Source organism: Vibrio sp. E150_018 (genome assembly GCF_053544035.1).
The window spans coordinates 63,562-79,962 of sequence record NZ_JBHGNY010000003.1 but is presented as its reverse complement, the minus strand read 5'-3'; the positions used below and the strand labels follow the sequence as shown (position 1 = coordinate 79,962).

Below are 16,401 nucleotides of genomic sequence, written 5' to 3'. Positions count from 1 at the left end.
TTTACTTCATACCCTTAAACGTTTTTTAAGTGAAATGTGAGGGTATAAAGTTCATATCAGCGTACTGACCAATGAACCGGTTACAAAACTGAATCTGTTACCAAGTTAGGTCTGTTGCTGAATTCTTTTAATGGAACTAGTAAACCGAAGATATAAACTGCTTAAAGCGTTCCGATTCAGGATTATTAAACAGTTTTTCAGGAGCACCTTGTTCTTCCACCTTTCCTTGGTGAAGAAACATCACATGGCTTGATACATCACGAGCAAAAGCCATTTCGTGAGTCACTACCAGCATAGTGCGCCCCTCTTCAGCCAAATCTCGCATTACCCCCAACACTTCACCGACCAATTCAGGGTCAAGTGCCGAAGTTGGTTCATCAAATAACATGACTTCAGGATCAACGGCTAATGCTCTGGCTATCGCGGCACGTTGTTGTTGACCACCAGAAAGATGCCCTGGGTAATAATCTTTACGATCATACAAGCCCACTTTTTTAAGCAGCAATTCTGCATTTTCAATCGCTTGAGCTTTTGGGACGCCTAATACGTGAACTGGAGCTTCGATCACATTTTCTAGCACAGTTAAATGTGACCACAGGTTAAAACCTTGGAAGACCATAGCAAGACGTGAGCGAATTCTTTGAACTTGTTTATCGTTGGCAGGTGAAACGTCATTTTTTCGATTGCTTTTCATTTGAATCAATTCGCCACTCACCCAAACCTCACCCGAAGTAGGTGTCTCTAACAAGTTGATACAACGAAGAAAAGTACTCTTACCCGATCCTGACGATCCGATGATAGAGATCACATCCCCCTTGTTTGCCGACAATGAAATGCCTTTAAGGACTTCATTGTGGCCAAAGGTCTTGTGTAAGTCTTTGATATTTAGCGCGGGTACATCCGTCATGCGCTATTACTCCCTTATTATTGATACACATCTTCCTGATGCTAAAAATAACCTAACACCACTGATTAAGGCTTGCAAACAAAGCGAATTGCTTAAAAGTTTTATTATAGATGTTTATTTTGAATTTTTATGCATGATATAGGCATTTCCACTTACATCAAGTAAATATACTCGCCATCCTACCAATTGATTAAAATATCAACAAAAAAGCAACTTATCGTATAACACCTTTAGTTCCCTTCGTGAAGCTGATAAATAACTCAACAAATCTTGTATAATTTATAAAATATTTTTTAAATTTATCGATATTGTTGACATAAAGTGATCGAGATCAACACTCCAGAGAGAATGTATTGTTAAGTTTTCTACATAATAAATATCTATGAAACAGTTTGATGATAAATTGAAACTTCCCCAGAAATTCTCATGCAGATGTTTAGGAATAAACTAGCCTTATATTAGTCAGAATTTGCAGCAAGAGATCAGGGTTATAAATAGGTATTTAGTGTGTTTAGCGTTCTACCACATCACAAGACACCCCGCTAAGCACTAATACTAATGGGTTAAACACTAGCCCATCAGTATTATTAATCAGAGTGCACTGGAACCTTCGGGCCGTGAGCAGTTAATCCATTAGCAACTCACAACAGTGCGTATTTTTTCTACTAAAAAGGTAGGTATGTCATGGCAGAGCAATTTGCTAAAGCTTGGGAAGGTTTTGCTAACGGTGATTGGCAAAATGAGGTAAACGTTCGTGATTTCATTCAAAAGAACTACACACCGTATGAAGGTGATGAATCTTTCCTAGTTTCTGAGGGTACTGAAGCAACTAACAAGCTTTGGGCTCAAGTAATGGAAGGTATCAAAATTGAGAACAAAACTCTTGCTCCTCTAGATTTTGACACTTCTGTTATTTCTACCATCACTGCTCACGATGCAGGTTACATCAACAAAGATCTTGAAACGATTGTTGGTCTTCAAACTGAAGCACCGCTTAAACGTGCCATCATCCCTAACGGTGGTATCCGTATGGTTGAGGGTTCTTGTAAAGCTTACGGTCGGACTTTAGACCCACAAGTTTCTAAGATCTACACAGAACTACGTAAAACACACAACCAAGGTGTTTTCGACATCTATACTCCTGACATCATGAAATGTCGTAAATCTGGCGTATTAACAGGTCTTCCTGATGCTTACGGCCGTGGACGTATCATTGGTGACTACCGTCGCGTAGCGCTATATGGTATCGACTACTTGATGAAAGACAAATTCGCTCAATTCACGTCTCTACAAGAACGTTTCGAAAATGGCGAAGACCTAACAGCAACAATGCAACTTCGTGAAGAAATTGCAGAGCAACACCGTGCACTAGGCCAAATAAAAGAAATGGCGGCTAAATACGGTTGTGATATCTCTCGTCCTGCTGAAACAGCACAAGAAGCTATCCAATGGACTTACTTCGGTTATCTAGCAGCGGTTAAATCTCAAAACGGCGCTGCAATGTCTCTTGGCCGCACTTCTACTTTCTTAGATATATTCATCGAACGTGATATCGCTGCAGGTCGCATCACTGAAGAACAAGCTCAAGAAATGATTGATCACTTCGTAATGAAGCTACGTATGGTTCGTTTCCTACGTACTCCTGAATACGACGAGTTGTTCTCTGGTGACCCAATCTGGGCAACAGAATCAATGGGTGGTATGGGCCTTGACGGACGTACACTAGTAACACGTACAAACTTCCGTTTCCTAAACAGCCTATACACTATGGGTCCAAGCCCAGAACCAAACATCACGGTTCTTTGGTCTGAGCAACTACCTGCTGGCTTTAAACACTTCTGTGCGAAAGTGTCTATCGATACTTCTTCTATCCAGTACGAAAATGATGATCTAATGCGCCCTGACCTACAATCGGACGACTACGCAATCGCTTGTTGTGTATCTCCAATGGTAGTTGGTAAACAAATGCAGTTCTTCGGTGCTCGTGCTAACTTAGCAAAAACCATGCTTTACACCATCAACGGTGGTGTGGATGAGAAGTTGAAAATCCAAGTTGGTCCAAAAATGGACAAAATCGAAAGTGAATACTTAGATTACAACGAATTGTGGGACAAAATGGACCACTTCATGGATTGGTTAGCAAAACAATACGTAACCGCGTTGAACTCTATCCACTATATGCACGACAAATACAGCTACGAAGCGTCTTTAATGGCTCTTCATGACCGTGACGTTCGTCGTACAATGGCTTGCGGTATTGCTGGTCTATCGGTTGCAGCTGACTCACTATCTGCAATCAAATACGCAAAAGTTAAGCCAATCCGTGACGAAGACGGTCTAGCGATCGATTTCGAAATCGAAGGTGACTACCCTAAATTTGGTAACAACGACTCACGCGTTGATGACATTGCATGTGAGCTTGTTTCTGTATTCATGGGTAAAATCCGTAAGCTTAAGACTTACCGTGATGCTATTCCTACTCAATCAATCCTTACTATCACGTCAAACGTGGTATACGGTAAGAAAACGGGTAACACTCCTGATGGCCGTCGTGCTGGCACTCCATTCGCTCCAGGTGCTAACCCAATGCACGGTCGCGATGAGAAAGGTGCGGTAGCCTCCCTAACTTCAGTCGCAAAACTACCATTTGCAGATGCACAAGATGGTATTTCTTACACCTTCTCTATCGTCCCTAACGCACTAGGTAAGTCTGACGACCAGAAGAAAGCGAACCTTGCTGGCCTAATGGATGGTTACTTCCACCATGAAGCAGGTGTTGAAGGTGGGCAACACCTAAACGTGAACGTTCTTAACCGTGAAACTCTAGAAGACGCCGTTAAGCATCCTGAGAAATATCCTCAGCTAACGATCCGTGTATCAGGTTACGCTGTACGATTCAACTCTCTTACTACAGAGCAGCAACAAGACGTTATCGCACGTACTTTTACTGAGTCTCTATAAGTTTGGCTACAAATAAACTTATGATTAAACAGTAAAACTTTAGCCCCGCTCTGTTTGAGTGGGGCTTTTTTTGCTGTGATGATTTTCATATAAAAAACTGGTGTATTAACCATACTGAAACTAGGTTAATCCTAACTTTTGTAATAAAATAAACACATTACACAGCAAAGGAATTCTCCTATGTCTACAACTGGTCGTATTCACTCTTATGAATCTTGTGGCACCGTCGATGGCCCTGGTATTCGTTTTATCGTCTTTATGCAAGGCTGCTTGATGCGTTGTATGTATTGCCACAATCGCGATACATGGGATACCAATGCAGGAAAAGAAGTGACAGTAGAAGAGATTATTACTGAAGCAAAGTCTTACCGCCATTTTATGAGTGCTTCTGGCGGCGGTATTACCTGCTCTGGTGGCGAAGCAATGTTACAGCCAGAATTCGTCCGAGATTTATTCCGAGCAGCTCAAGCCGAAGGCATACACACTTGTCTTGATACCAATGGCTATGTCCGAAAGCATACTGAAGTGATCGATGAAGTATTAGAAGCCACGGATCTCGTCATGCTCGATATCAAACACATGAAAGATGAAATACATCACGACTTTATTGGTGTTTCCAACCGCAGAACGTTAGATTTTGCTCGTTACTTACATAAGATAGGTAAAAAGACCTGGTTACGCTACGTTGTTGTTCCTGGTTATACCGATGACCTTGAAGCCGCAGAGCTACTAGGTGAGTTCATTCGAGACATGGACAACATTGAAAAAGTCGAGCTTCTTCCTTACCACAAACTCGGTGCACACAAATGGGAAGCGCTAGGTCATGACTACCCACTTGAAGGTGTGGAGCCACCATCAAAAGAAACCATGGAAAAGGTAGTCTCAATACTCAGCAAATACAACGATAACGTGATGTTTTAAGTATTCTCCATTTATCACGCTATAAACAAGCTAAACGAAAAGTAAGCGAAACGAATTCAATTCAATTTATCGAGGTTCACCATGGAAATGACTAACGCACAACGTTTGATCTTATCAAACCAATACAATCTAATGGCGCAACTAGAGCCAAATAACGCAGAAAAATATAAACGTCTACAAACTATCGTAGAGCGTGGCTACGGCTTACAAATGCGTGAGTTGAATAAAAATTTTGGTTGTATGGAAGAAGAAGATTGCCGCGAAATTATCGATATCATGGAAATGTATCACGCAATGCAAGAGTCAAATAACATGCTTTCTGATGCAGATAAAGCCAACGTCGACCAACGCCGTTTACAATTCTTAGGCTTCGATATTGCCACTGAACATCAAGCAGTAAACTATGTTCGCTTCCTAACGGATTCTGAAGGCATGTACCCTCAGTTTGATAAAAGCGATCACTACTTCAATGCTCAAATGCCGATGTTAGACAAATATCGCCGCATGATTAGCACATGGCGTAACTGCCCTCGTCAATACCACCTATCGGCGACAGAGCTTACCCAAATCTTTAACGCATAATTTCTTATACATTATAACGATGTACTAAAGGCGATATTTTCGGATATTGCCTTTTCTTTTTGTGAATTCCCCTCTCCTATTCTTGCCTTCTCCTATGCGTGATAAACCGCAAATGCTTACACAAATAAGGTTATATAAGATTGGTTTGAAAGGTACCTCATTCCTTCGCCAATCTTCCTTGCCTAAAGGTTTGGATGATAGCTCTGAATTCTGCATCTTGACGTCACTTGGGTATAATTATTAAGCAGAATAAAAAATCGAGTCTAGTCTTAATAATAGGGTGTGTACATTTCGCCATTCAATATATTCAAGGGGATTCGCTATGAGTATTTTTGACCACTACCAATCACGCTATGAAGCTTCTAAAGATGAAGAACTTTCTCTCCAAGACTTCCTTTCGTTGTGCCAAAAGGACAAAAGTGCTTATGCGAATGCCGCAGAGCGGCTGCTACTCGCGATAGGTGAGCCAGAGATTATTGACACTTCGAAAGACCCAAGATTAAGCCGAATTTTTTCCAACCGCGTCATTTCTCGTTATAAAACATTCGAGCATTTTTACGGTATGGAAGAAGCGATTGAACAGATTGTTTCTTACCTTAAACATGCCGCACAAGGCTTGGAAGAACGTAAGCAAATTCTCTACTTACTCGGCCCAGTGGGCGGCGGTAAATCTTCGTTAGCCGAAAAACTAAAAGCATTAATGCAGCAAATGCCAATTTATGTCCTTTCTGCCAATGGCGTTCGTAGCCCAGTTAACGATCATCCATTCTGCTTATTTAATGTCGATGAGGACGGAGAGCTGCTAAAAAGCGAATACGGCATCGATCAACGCTACTTACGTTCAATCATGTCACCTTGGGCAGCAAAACGCTTACAAGAGTTCGGAGGCGACATCACCAAGTTTAAAGTAGTTAAGGTTCGCCCTTCTATTTTGAATCAAGTCGCGATTGCTAAAACTGAACCAGGTGATGAGAACAACCAAGACATTTCATCACTAGTTGGTAAGGTCGACATTCGTAAATTAGAACATTATTCACAAGATGATCCTGATGCCTACAGCTATTCAGGCGCACTTTGTAAAGCGAACCAAGGGATAATGGAATTTGTGGAGATGTTCAAAGCGCCGATTAAAGTCTTGCACCCCCTACTGACGGCGACACAGGAAGGTAACTATAACGGTACTGAGGGACTATCTGCACTGCCATTTGACGGTATGATCCTCGCTCACTCCAATGAATCCGAGTGGACAACCTTCCGTAATAATAAAAACAATGAAGCTTTCCTCGACCGGGTTTATATTGTCAAAGTACCGTACTGTTTACGTGTGTCTGAAGAGATGAAAATCTATAAAAAATTACTACTCAATAGTGAGCTATCACAAGCGCCATGCTCACCAAGTACCCTAGAGATATTGTCGCAATTCAGTATTCTGTCTCGTCTGAAAGAACCAGAGAACTCATCGGTATTCTCCAAAATGCGTGTCTATGACGGTGAAACCCTCAAAGACACCGATCCAAAAGCTAAGAGCTACCAAGAATACCGTGACTATGCGGGTGTAGACGAAGGCATGTCTGGACTATCGACACGTTTTGCATTTAAAATTTTATCGCGCGTGTTTAACTTCGACCAAACGGAAGTCGCCGCCAACCCCGTTCACTTATTCTATGTCATCGAGCAACAAGTCGAACGCGAACAATTCCCGCAAGAAACCGCGGATCGTTACCTTGAATTCTTAAAAGGCTACCTAGTCCCTAAATATGTCGAGTTCATTGGTAAAGAAATTCAAACCGCTTATTTAGAGTCCTACTCGGAATACGGACAAAACATCTTTGACCGTTATGTCACCTATGCCGACTTTTGGATTCAAGACCAAGAATATCGAGATCCTGAAACTGGACAGTTATTTGACCGTTCTGCACTAAACGATGAGTTAGAAAAAATAGAAAAAACCGCCGGTATTAGTAATCCAAAAGATTTCCGTAATGAAATCGTTAATTTTGTTTTACGTGCTCGCGCCAATAATAACGGCCAAAACCCAGTTTGGACCAGCTATGAAAAACTGCGCACTGTGATTGAGAAGAAAATGTTCTCGAATACTGAAGAACTCCTTCCTGTCATTTCATTCAATGCGAAAACATCCAGTGATGATCAGAAAAAACACGACAACTTTGTTGCCCGTATGATGGAGAAAGGCTACACCAAAAAACAAGTTCGTTTACTGGCTGAGTGGTATTTACGCGTGCGTAAGTCCTCATAACTGAACCAGCATTTAGCATTGGCTAACTTGTACTATCACAAGGTCAAGTTAGCCCTACTTCGCTATTCAACATGTTGAGGACACTGCTTGGGGGAGGCACTATGTCACAGTTTATTGATCGACGTTTAAACGGTAAAAATAAAAGCACTGTCAATCGGCAGCGCTTTATTCGCCGTAACAAAGAGCAAATCAAAAAGTCCGTTGCTGAGGCGGTCAAGAAACGCTCTATCACCAATACTGAAACCGGTGAGGATGTGTCTATTCCGAACCACGACATCAGCGAACCTTCCTTCCATCAAGGCAAAGGCGGCACCAAAGAACGTGTTCATCCAGGTAACGACCAATTTATTACTGGTGACCGTATTGATCGTCCACCAGCAGGTGGTTCAGGGCAAGGTGACGCCAGTAATGATGGTGAAGGTCAAGACGATTTCATTTTTCAAATATCCAAAGATGAATATCTCGATATCTTGTTCGAAGATCTTGAGCTACCCAATTTAAGAAAAAACCAAGTCAATAAAATCACCGAATGGAAAACCCATCGCTCTGGTTATCAAACCGCAGGGATCCCTTCCAATATTGCGATTGTCCGTTCATTGCAACAATCACTCGCAAGACGTACTGCGATGACCGCCTCTAAACGCCGTCAAATTCGCGAATTAGAAAGCATGCTAGATGACGTTATGATGAGTGAGCCTGCTCAACCATTAGAAGAGACGCGAATAAAAAGTGAAATAGCGGAACTGCGAGAAAAAATCGCCAGCGTTCCTTTTATTGATACCTTCGATTTGCGCTATAAAAATTATGAGCGTAGACCAATTCAATCAAGCCAAGCGGTGATGTTTTGCTTAATGGACGTTTCAGGTTCAATGGATCAAGCCACCAAAGATATTGCGAAACGCTTTTATGTTTTGCTCTATCTTTTCTTAACTCGTACCTATGAAAACGTGGAAGTCGTGTTTATTCGCCATCACACTCAAGCCAAAGAAGTCGACGAGCATGAGTTCTTCTACTCTCAAGAAACCGGCGGCACCATTGTTTCCAGTGCACTAAAATTAATGAGTGACATCGTTAAAGATCGCTACCCAACGAATGAATGGAACATCTATGCGGCGCAGGCTTCCGATGGCGATAACTGGGCTGATGATTCGCCGCGCTGTAAAGAGTTACTCCTTAAACAATTGCTGCCCTACTGCCAATACTATTCTTATATTGAAATCACCAAACGGGCGCATCAAACGTTATGGAATGAATATGAAAAAATTGGCGAAGCTTTTGATAATTTTGCCATGAAGAACATTCAATCGGTTGACGATATTTTCCCAATTTTCCGCGAGTTATTTCAAAAGCAAACTCAATCTTAAGGGGATGCATTATGGTGAGCAAAACACAACAAACACTAGAAAAACAAAATGCACATCCGGGGTTCCCATTACCAACCGGCCCAGATTGGACATTCGATTTATTAGATCTCTACCATACAGAAATCAAACGTGTGGCGGAGCACTATCGCCTTGATACCTATCCAAACCAAATTGAAGTGATCACCGCAGAACAAATGATGGATGCTTACTCCAGCGTGGGAATGCCAATCAATTATAATCATTGGTCTTTTGGTAAACGTTTTATTCAAACTGAGCAAAACTATAAGCATGGCCACATGGGACTTGCCTATGAAATTGTCATCAATTCCGATCCATGTATTGCTTATCTTATGGAAGAAAACACCATTACTATGCAAGCGCTAGTGATGGCACACGCGAGTTATGGCCATAATTCATTCTTTAAAGGTAATTATTTATTTCAATCGTGGACCGATGCAAGCTCGATCATTGACTACCTACTGTTTGCTCGTACTTATATCACTGAATGTGAAGAAAAATATGGCATTAGTGAAGTTGAGAAGATACTCGACTCTTGTCACGCATTGATGAACTATGGAGTCGACCGCTACAAGCGCCCTGAAAAGATTTCCATTCTAGAGGAAAAAGCTCGCCAAGAATCACGCGAGGCTTACCTGCAATCACAAGTCAACGAGTTATGGCGTACCGTGCCGAAATCCGATCACGATGAACAACATGAAACCACCCGTTTTCCAAGTGAACCTCAAGAAAACTTACTGTATTTCATTGAAAAACACGCGCCGCTGCTAGAGCCTTGGCAACGAGAAATCGTACGAATTGTCCGAAAAGTAAGCCAATATTTTTACCCACAAAAACAAACCCAAGTCATGAACGAAGGTTGGGCAACATTTTGGCATTACACTATTTTGAATCACTTATATGATGAAGGTGTGGTGACGGATTCTTTCATTTTAGAATTCCTACATAGTCATACCAGTGTCGTGGCTCAACCAGAATATAACAGCCGCTACTACAGTGGTATCAACCCTTACGCACTTGGCTTTGCCATGTTCCAAGATATTCGCCGTATCTGTGAGCATCCTACCGAAGAAGATAAAGAATGGTTTCCTGAAATTGCAGGTAGTGATTGGTTAGACACGCTTCACTTTGCCATGCATAACTTCAAAGATGAAAGCTTCATCAGCCAATATTTATCGCCAAAAGTAATACGGGATTTTAAACTCTTTTCTGTACTAGATGACGATAGAAAGAACTACATTCAAGTCAGCGCCATCCATGATGAAACCGGCTACCAGGCCATCCGTGAAAAACTTGCCTCACAATACAATCTCAGTAACCTAGAGCCCAACATTCAGGTGTGGAATGTTAATGTGCGTGGCGACCGTTCCCTTACCTTGCAGCATGTTCCACAAGACAGAATCCCACTGAATGATGGCTACCCTGAAGTTCTCAAACACCTACACCGCTTATGGGGCTTCGATGTTATTTTGGAAGAAGTCAAAGACTCAGGCCGCAGAGAAGTACTGGCAACGTGTCCACCCAAAACAGACAACTATACCGACTATGGAATTTCATAAACTATTCAAGGTGCTCAATTATATTACCCCTGTGCTACGTGCATTACTCCTTTAATCACTGTAATGGCTGAACCGACTAGTTTGGTACGGCCATTCGGCAGCAATTCAGTATCCACATACCCTCCTCGCGCGGATGCTTGAAAGGCTTTGAACTTTATTTTACCCAACTTATCCGCCCAGTAGACCGTTAACGCACAATGTGCAGAGCCAGTAACCGGATCTTCATTTACCCCAACCCAAGGTGCAAAATAGCGTGAAATAAAATCTAATTTGTCATTGGTTGAACGAGTAGTTACCAACACACCACGCCCATTCATCTGCTTTAAAGCATCAAAATTTGGCGCAAGGTTTAATAACGTTTCTTCGCTGCTAATTTCAATAAAGACTTTTGAATCAAACTCACCAAACGCTATCACTTCATTTGTAGGGATACCCAGATGTTCTAATAACTCTGCGGATTGGTAAATATCGAATTCAATCGTTGGTGACGGAAAATCAAGCTCTATAGTCTCTTGTTTAATCTGGGCGGTTAAAGTGCCAGATAAGGTTACAAAATTAACGCTATCTCCAACCTTAACTTGCCCTTTTTGTTTTAATACATGAGCCACCGCCAGCGTGCCATGTCCACACAACTTCACCTCGGCTTTGGGTGTAAACCATCTTAATCTCATATCATTAAGCGATAAAAAGGCGGTTTCCGATACCGCCATTTCTTCAGCGATAGACAACATTAGTGACTCACTTAACCCTTCGTCACTGATACAAACTCCAGCCGGATTGCCTTTGAATGCTTTAGTGCTGAATGAATCGACTTGGTAAATTTCTAAATCCACGAGGAGTCCTTAATCGTTAGGGTTTACTCAGCAAAAGCTTTCTTAAATCTCTTTCTGAACGCATAACAAACAGAATATATACGGTATTACTTTTAGCTTAGCAAGCTCTATGGAGTGATGGATTGAAGGAATAATCTACTTACCTATTTGGGTATCTATTATGCTCAATCTACTCGAATTCTTTGCCGACATTTTCTAATGATTTTTTCTTACAAACAGCACAGATAAAATAACGGTTCATATTGTAGTACTGCCCACCATTAACAAACTCATGGACAAATAATGCTAGTCGCCCGAACAATGACTTATTTTGATCGTAACTTGAGGGTTTTCTTTCTAAGCTTTCAGTGTGTTCTGTATCCGTTTTGCAGCAGTCGCAATATTTCATCACCATCGTTTCACCTAAATTGTTGATAAAAATTCAGGTTGAGAGTAGCTGTGAAACAATATCAAATTGATTGCATCAGAGCGCTTTCCGTCTAGGTTCAAACTATTGTTGTGTTTGAGAAGCGGTTGTTACATAAGTTTTTATAGCTCAAATAAGCAAATCGATGTGGAAAAATTAACTGACACAGAATTATGAACACCCACGCTTACTCTTCTATTAGACCTTGCTTTTTTGAGCTCAGAGTGAATTGAACCATTTGTACGCCCAAACTCATCTGCAAGAACCGAAACTAATTTACCGTTTTTGAATTGCTCTGCTACATCATTTTTTTGCTCCTCAGTCCAAGGTAAACCAGCATTTTTAGGTAAACCCTTTTCAAGGTTTTCAGCTTGCTTTTGCTCAATACTCTTTATTAACTTTAGGTTGCTTTGTCGGTGGGTGTTTTATGAAATCCAATGTACTAAATAAAGCTCTGATAATTTCAGGACTATTGTAAGGAGACTCTTTAGGTAAAGCCTCAGCTGTTAGTGGATTTATGCCATTAGCTAAAGCTTCTATGACTTTTAAATTTGCTTCCATACTATTTTGGAAATTCCATGATTCGAAAAGCATATAACCATTTAATAGACAGAAATAATTCCTCTATTCCTTCCGTTTATCATTCCATTCATTTTTTCGGCTAACAAGCTAAACACCTAAATTAATGAATAAAATCAAACTTATTTAATACATTATCAGGGTGGAATACGGAGGAATTCGTTTTGTTATCCAAAATAAAGACCTAAAAAAGCCCAATCCATCGCTGAATTGAGCTTCATTTTCATACTAATTAAAGAGCGCTTACTTCGCTAAAATCTTACGCACTACTTCCAAGTCTTCTGGAGTATCAACACCTGCGGCTGGCGCTTCTTTGGCTAAAGCAACGTGAATTTTTTCACCGTACCAAAGTACGCGGAGTTGCTCTAAAGATTCAATTTGCTCTAGGGCGCTTGGCTGCCAATTGATATACGTATTAATGAAGCCAGCGCGATAAGCATAAATACCAATGTGACGCATAAGTGGTTGGCGGATCGTTTTATCTTTTTTTGCCCATGCATCACGATCCCAAGGAATCGAAGCTCGGCTAAAGTACAATGCGTAACCTTGTTCATCAGTCACGACTTTTACTGCATTGGGATTAAACACTTCTTCCGGTTCATCAATACTCACGCCAAGCGTTGCCATAGGCGCTGTGCTGTTGGCTAGGTTTTCGGCTACTTGTTTGATGATTGAAGGTGGAATTAATGGCTCATCACCTTGCACGTTCACTATTATGTGATCATCGGCAATGCCCATCTTCTCGACGACTTCAGCTAAGCGCTCAGTGCCCGATTGATGGTCTGGTGATGTCATACATACTTCACCACCAAAACCTTTGACTACCGCTTCAATACGCGGATCATCGGTGGCAACAATCACTCGATCGGCACCGGCTTGTAAGGCTTGTTGATGTACCCATTGAACCATTGGCTTACCGGCGATATCTGCTAACGGTTTACCCGGCAAACGTGATGACTGGTAACGAGATGGAATAACAACGGTAAAAGACATTATCGCCCCTCATCCATCGACATTTGACGGGCTTCTACCGCAAGCATAACCGGAATGCCATCTTTAATTGGGTAGGCTAAACGGTCAAACTTACAAATAAGTTCTTGCTTGTCGTTATCCAGTACCACTTTACCTTTGCAGACTGGGCAAGCCACGATTTCAAGTAGACGATGATCCATATTGACTCTTAACCTCTGTGATTTTTTTAATAATATTCTGTTTATCTTGCGATGAAATTTGCGCGGAAACCGGTAAGTACCACCAGTTATCTTCTGCAAATTGATAGCATTTAACCGCATCTTTTTCTGTCATGATTAAATGCTGACCTTGAGTCGCAAGTTGTTGTAATTCTGCTTGTTCAAATGCTTGATGATCGGCGAATGCCTGAGTTTTTACAACTTCTGCGCCTAATAATTCTAGCGTGTTGAAAAAACGAGGCGGATGACCGATTCCAGCAAATGCCACTAATTGTGGGAGTTGCTGTACTGATATTTTCTCACCAGTTTTTAAATTCACCGCTTCACTAGGCTCTAGCATCATGGCGATTTCATGGTTTTGTGCAGCACCACCGTTCGTAATCAAGAAATCCACTTCATTTAAACGTTCTAGCCCTTCACGCAATGGGCCAAATGGAATGTAGTGCTCGTTACCAAAACGACGTTGACCATCAATCACCACAAACTCGATATCTCGTTCAAGTGCGTAATGCTGCAAGCCATCATCGGTGATAATGATATCGACATCTTGCACTAGTAGTGCTTTGACCGCCTGGCTTCTTACTGGGTCGACGGCAACCGGTGCACCTGTACGACGTTTGATTAAAGCTGGCTCATCGCCTGATTGCGCGCTCGGAGTCTCTAGCTCTACCAGTAATGGGTAGTGTTCAGCTTTACCGCCGTAGCCACGAGAAACGACGCCCGGCTTCATACCAAGAGATTGCAATGTTTCTACCAACCAAATCACCACTGGCGTTTTACCATTACCACCAGCAGTGATATTACCGACCACAATAATCGGTACTGGCGCGCGATAACTTGGCTTGTTACCTAAAGCATAAGCCTTGCGACGTTTACCGCTAATCAGCTTAAACAATCGGCTTAGCGGCCATAAAACCGGAGCAAGTAGCCAGCCAATCGGGTGACGGTGAAACCAAATTTTTTCAACCATCACTCTACCTTACTGAATTAACGTTTTGACTATCAATACAAGAGTGCATTATTCACCAAACTGAATACGGTGAAGCTGAGCATAAGCCCCATCTTTTTCAATTAATGATTCATGGTTGCCGCGCTCTACAATTTCACCTTCATCAACAACCAAAATTTCATCGGCATTTTCGATGGTCGATAAACGGTGCGCAATCACAATCACGGTTTTGTTCTTTTGTAGCTCATCTAATGCCGCCTGGATTGCTCGTTCTGATTCAGTATCCAATGCCGACGTTGCTTCATCCAGAATTAACACTGGTGCATCACGTAACAAAGCACGAGCAATCGCTAAACGCTGACGTTGACCACCTGATAGGTTAACGCCATTTTCGCCGATCATAGTATCGAAACCGTTATCCATGTTTTCAATGAAATCGGTCGCGTAGGCTAAATCAGCGGCACGTTTAATCTGCTCGAAGCTGTAACGCTCTTGCGCGGCATAAGCAATATTATTGGCAATAGTATCGTTAAATAAATGAACGTTTTGCGACACGATGGCAAAGTGAGTACGCAGGTTCGATAAAGTATATTCACGAATATCATTGTTATCTAGGTGGATCTCACCTGAGTCGATATCGTAAAAACGCGTGAATAAGTTAGCAATAGTACTTTTACCGGAACCTGAACGCCCGACTAGTGCGACAGTTTTACCCGCGGGCACCTCAAAGGATACATTGCGTAACGCTGGCGCATCTTTGGTTGGATAGGTGAAAGTGACATCTTTAACCGCAAGATTGCCTTTCACTTTTTCAACTTCTTTATTGCCAGTATCAATTTCTGATGGCAGTTCAATAATGCCAAATAGTGTCTGACAAGCTGCCATACCTTTTTGGAAATCAGAGGTGACGTTCGTCAGTGATTTCAGCGGCTTCATCATGGCGAACATCGCTGAGAAGATCACGGTGAAAGTACCTGGAGTCAGTTGTTCTTTAATGGAATCAATGCTCGCTAAATACAGCACCACCACCAAAGCACTCGAAGCAATCAACTGAACGATTGGGTTGGCAGCGGCTTGAGCGGACACCATCTTCATTGATTGTTGGCGCATTTTATTACTGACTGAATCAAAACGTTTTTTCTCAACGTGCTGACCACCGTAGCTTAATACAACTTTATGCCCTTTTAGCATTTGTTCTGCCGATGACGTTACGTTACCCATCATGTCTTGCATGTTTTTACTGATGCGACGGAAACGTTTTGATACCACTCGAATCGCAATCGCAACCACAGGTGCAACGGCAATAAGTACCAAAGAAAGCTGCCAGCTATTATAAAACATCAAGAATAATAAACCTATGATGCTCGCCCCTTCACGCACAATACTGACCAATGCTTTACTGGTCGCCGCGGCAACTTGCTCTGAATCATAGGTAATGCGCGATAACAATGAGCCGCTCGATTCTTTATCGAAGTAGCTTACTGGCATTTGCATAAAATGATTAAAGAGCTTGCGGCGCATTTCCATTACTACATTACCGGATACCCAACTCAAGCAATAAGTAGAAATAAAGCCACTTAAACCACGCACTACCATCATGCCTAAAACAATGAAAGGTAAGACTTTTAAAAAATTTGAATCGCTACTACCAAAACCCTCATCCAACAAAGGTTTTAATAGCGATACCATATAAGTATCACTCGCAGCATTAATGATTAAAGCAATAGTAGCCACAAATAAACCCGCTTTATAAACGCTGATCATTGGCCATAATTTTTTAAAAGTTTGAAATGTGGTTTCGTCTTTTTCGGACGCCATCTGATTTTCTGACACGATGTCTTTTGGTTGAGTCATATACACTTCATTTTGATTTAG

Annotated in this window: 13 protein-coding genes; 6 read left to right on the top strand and 7 right to left on the bottom strand. The window is 41.7% G+C overall.

Annotated elements, in window-relative coordinates; genetic code table 11:
- Nucleotides 1–136 precede the first annotated feature (136 nt).
- Nucleotides 137–907, bottom strand: a complete 771-nt coding sequence (locus ACE3G9_RS05110; protein ID WP_417878763.1) for an ABC transporter ATP-binding protein — start codon at nt 905–907, stop codon at nt 137–139.
- Nucleotides 908–1,591: 684 nt separating this feature from the next.
- Here ACE3G9_RS05110 and pflB point away from each other — a divergent pair.
- The 6 genes from pflB to ACE3G9_RS05080 all read left to right on the top strand — a co-directional run bounded on the left by pflB (nt 1,592) and on the right by ACE3G9_RS05080 (nt 10,569).
- A complete protein-coding gene (gene pflB / locus ACE3G9_RS05105; RefSeq protein WP_417878762.1) occupies nt 1,592–3,868 on the top strand; it encodes a formate C-acetyltransferase in 2,277 nt (758 codons plus the stop codon).
- Nucleotides 3,869–4,048: 180 nt separating this feature from the next.
- Nucleotides 4,049–4,789: a pyruvate formate lyase 1-activating protein gene (gene pflA, locus ACE3G9_RS05100; RefSeq protein WP_417878761.1), complete on the top strand. Its 741-nt coding sequence runs from the start codon at nt 4,049–4,051 to the stop codon at nt 4,787–4,789.
- A gap of 81 nt (nt 4,790–4,870) precedes the next feature.
- Complete coding sequence (locus ACE3G9_RS05095; protein WP_417878760.1) at nt 4,871–5,371, top strand: YfbU family protein; 501 nt, start codon at nt 4,871–4,873, stop codon at nt 5,369–5,371.
- Nucleotides 5,372–5,693: 322 nt separating this feature from the next.
- Nucleotides 5,694–7,628, top strand: a complete 1,935-nt coding sequence (locus tag ACE3G9_RS05090) for a PrkA family serine protein kinase (RefSeq protein WP_417878759.1) — start codon at nt 5,694–5,696, stop codon at nt 7,626–7,628.
- Nucleotides 7,629–7,729: 101 nt separating this feature from the next.
- A complete protein-coding gene (locus ACE3G9_RS05085; protein WP_449218611.1) occupies nt 7,730–8,992 on the top strand; it encodes a YeaH/YhbH family protein in 1,263 nt (420 codons plus the stop codon).
- Nucleotides 8,993–9,003: 11 nt separating this feature from the next.
- The gene (locus tag ACE3G9_RS05080) at nt 9,004–10,569 is read left to right on the top strand and encodes a SpoVR family protein (protein WP_417878757.1); all 1,566 of its coding nucleotides are present in this window, start codon (nt 9,004–9,006) and stop codon (nt 10,567–10,569) included.
- Nucleotides 10,570–10,592: 23 nt separating this feature from the next.
- On the opposite strand, the gene ACE3G9_RS05075 is transcribed toward ACE3G9_RS05080, so the two are convergent.
- The 6 genes from ACE3G9_RS05075 to msbA form a co-directional block, all read right to left on the bottom strand.
- Nucleotides 10,593–11,402, bottom strand: coding sequence for a PhzF family phenazine biosynthesis protein (locus ACE3G9_RS05075; protein WP_449218610.1), 810 nt, complete (start codon nt 11,400–11,402; stop codon nt 10,593–10,595).
- Between the two features lie 787 nt (nt 11,403–12,189).
- The gene (locus tag ACE3G9_RS05070; RefSeq protein ID WP_449218609.1) at nt 12,190–12,369 is read right to left on the bottom strand and encodes a hypothetical protein; all 180 of its coding nucleotides are present in this window, start codon (nt 12,367–12,369) and stop codon (nt 12,190–12,192) included.
- Between the two features lie 261 nt (nt 12,370–12,630).
- The gene (gene kdsB, locus ACE3G9_RS05065) at nt 12,631–13,380 is read right to left on the bottom strand and encodes a 3-deoxy-manno-octulosonate cytidylyltransferase (RefSeq protein WP_449218608.1); all 750 of its coding nucleotides are present in this window, start codon (nt 13,378–13,380) and stop codon (nt 12,631–12,633) included.
- On the bottom strand, nt 13,380–13,559 hold the full coding sequence (locus tag ACE3G9_RS05060; protein ID WP_417878753.1) for a Trm112 family protein: 180 nt from the start codon (nt 13,557–13,559) through the stop codon (nt 13,380–13,382). Before ACE3G9_RS05060 ends, kdsB begins: the two co-directional genes overlap by 1 nt.
- A complete protein-coding gene (lpxK, locus tag ACE3G9_RS05055) occupies nt 13,540–14,547 on the bottom strand; it encodes a tetraacyldisaccharide 4'-kinase (protein ID WP_449218607.1) in 1,008 nt (335 codons plus the stop codon). Before lpxK ends, ACE3G9_RS05060 begins: the two co-directional genes overlap by 20 nt.
- Nucleotides 14,548–14,595: 48 nt before the next feature.
- Nucleotides 14,596–16,344, bottom strand: coding sequence for a lipid A ABC transporter ATP-binding protein/permease MsbA (gene msbA, locus ACE3G9_RS05050; protein ID WP_417879466.1), 1,749 nt, complete (start codon nt 16,342–16,344; stop codon nt 14,596–14,598).
- Between the last annotated feature and the right edge of the window lie 57 nt (nt 16,345–16,401).